Below are 530 nucleotides of genomic sequence, written 5' to 3'. Positions count from 1 at the left end.
TAGAATCGTTCCGAAATCCTTACCGAACACTAATTGCTTCAAATAAAGATGGAATTTACAGTTTTGAATTAGATTCATTGGATGTCTGGACTTGGATTAATATGAATTTATCATTTCAAAAGTTAGGGGGAATTGAAGTGCCAAATATTATGGAAGAAATGTTGGTCGAAGTTGATGATAGTGTGCATGTTAAACTGAAACCTAAAAGAGGAATGTTTTTTTCCATTGAAGATGGTTATAATAATAATATCCCTATGCTCAGAGAAAATTGGGATGCCACATTTTCAGGACGGGGGGCTGCCAAATACGAAGTTTTGTGGAAGATTAAGCAATTGAATGAAGGCGCTAGAAGAACTGATTTGATGAAAGGCATGACAGGAAATAATGTGGTTAATAGTGTAATGCTTCAATTTCAATTGCGAGATGAATCATTATTAATTCTAGATACTTACAAATCTAAATTAAATCCTAATACATATAAACTATTGGAGCTTCAGGTTATGGGGGCTTTAGGATATGAATTGGGGCGA

The 530-nt window shown here is 34.2% G+C and carries 1 protein-coding gene; it reads left to right on the top strand.

Features of this window, described 5'->3' with window-relative positions:
- Nucleotides 1-101: 101 nt before the first annotated feature.
- The coding region (locus JKG61_RS23435) for a hypothetical protein (RefSeq protein ID WP_202105316.1) at nt 102-530 on the top strand (429 nt) is incomplete at its 3' end.

The sequence above is a fragment of the Sphingobacterium faecale genome, from assembly GCF_016746095.1.
In the GTDB taxonomy this organism is placed as follows: Bacteria; Bacteroidota; Bacteroidia; order Sphingobacteriales; family Sphingobacteriaceae; genus Sphingobacterium; species Sphingobacterium faecale.
The sequence above is the reverse complement of the archived record's forward strand: the minus strand, read 5'-3'. Positions and strand labels throughout refer to the sequence as shown.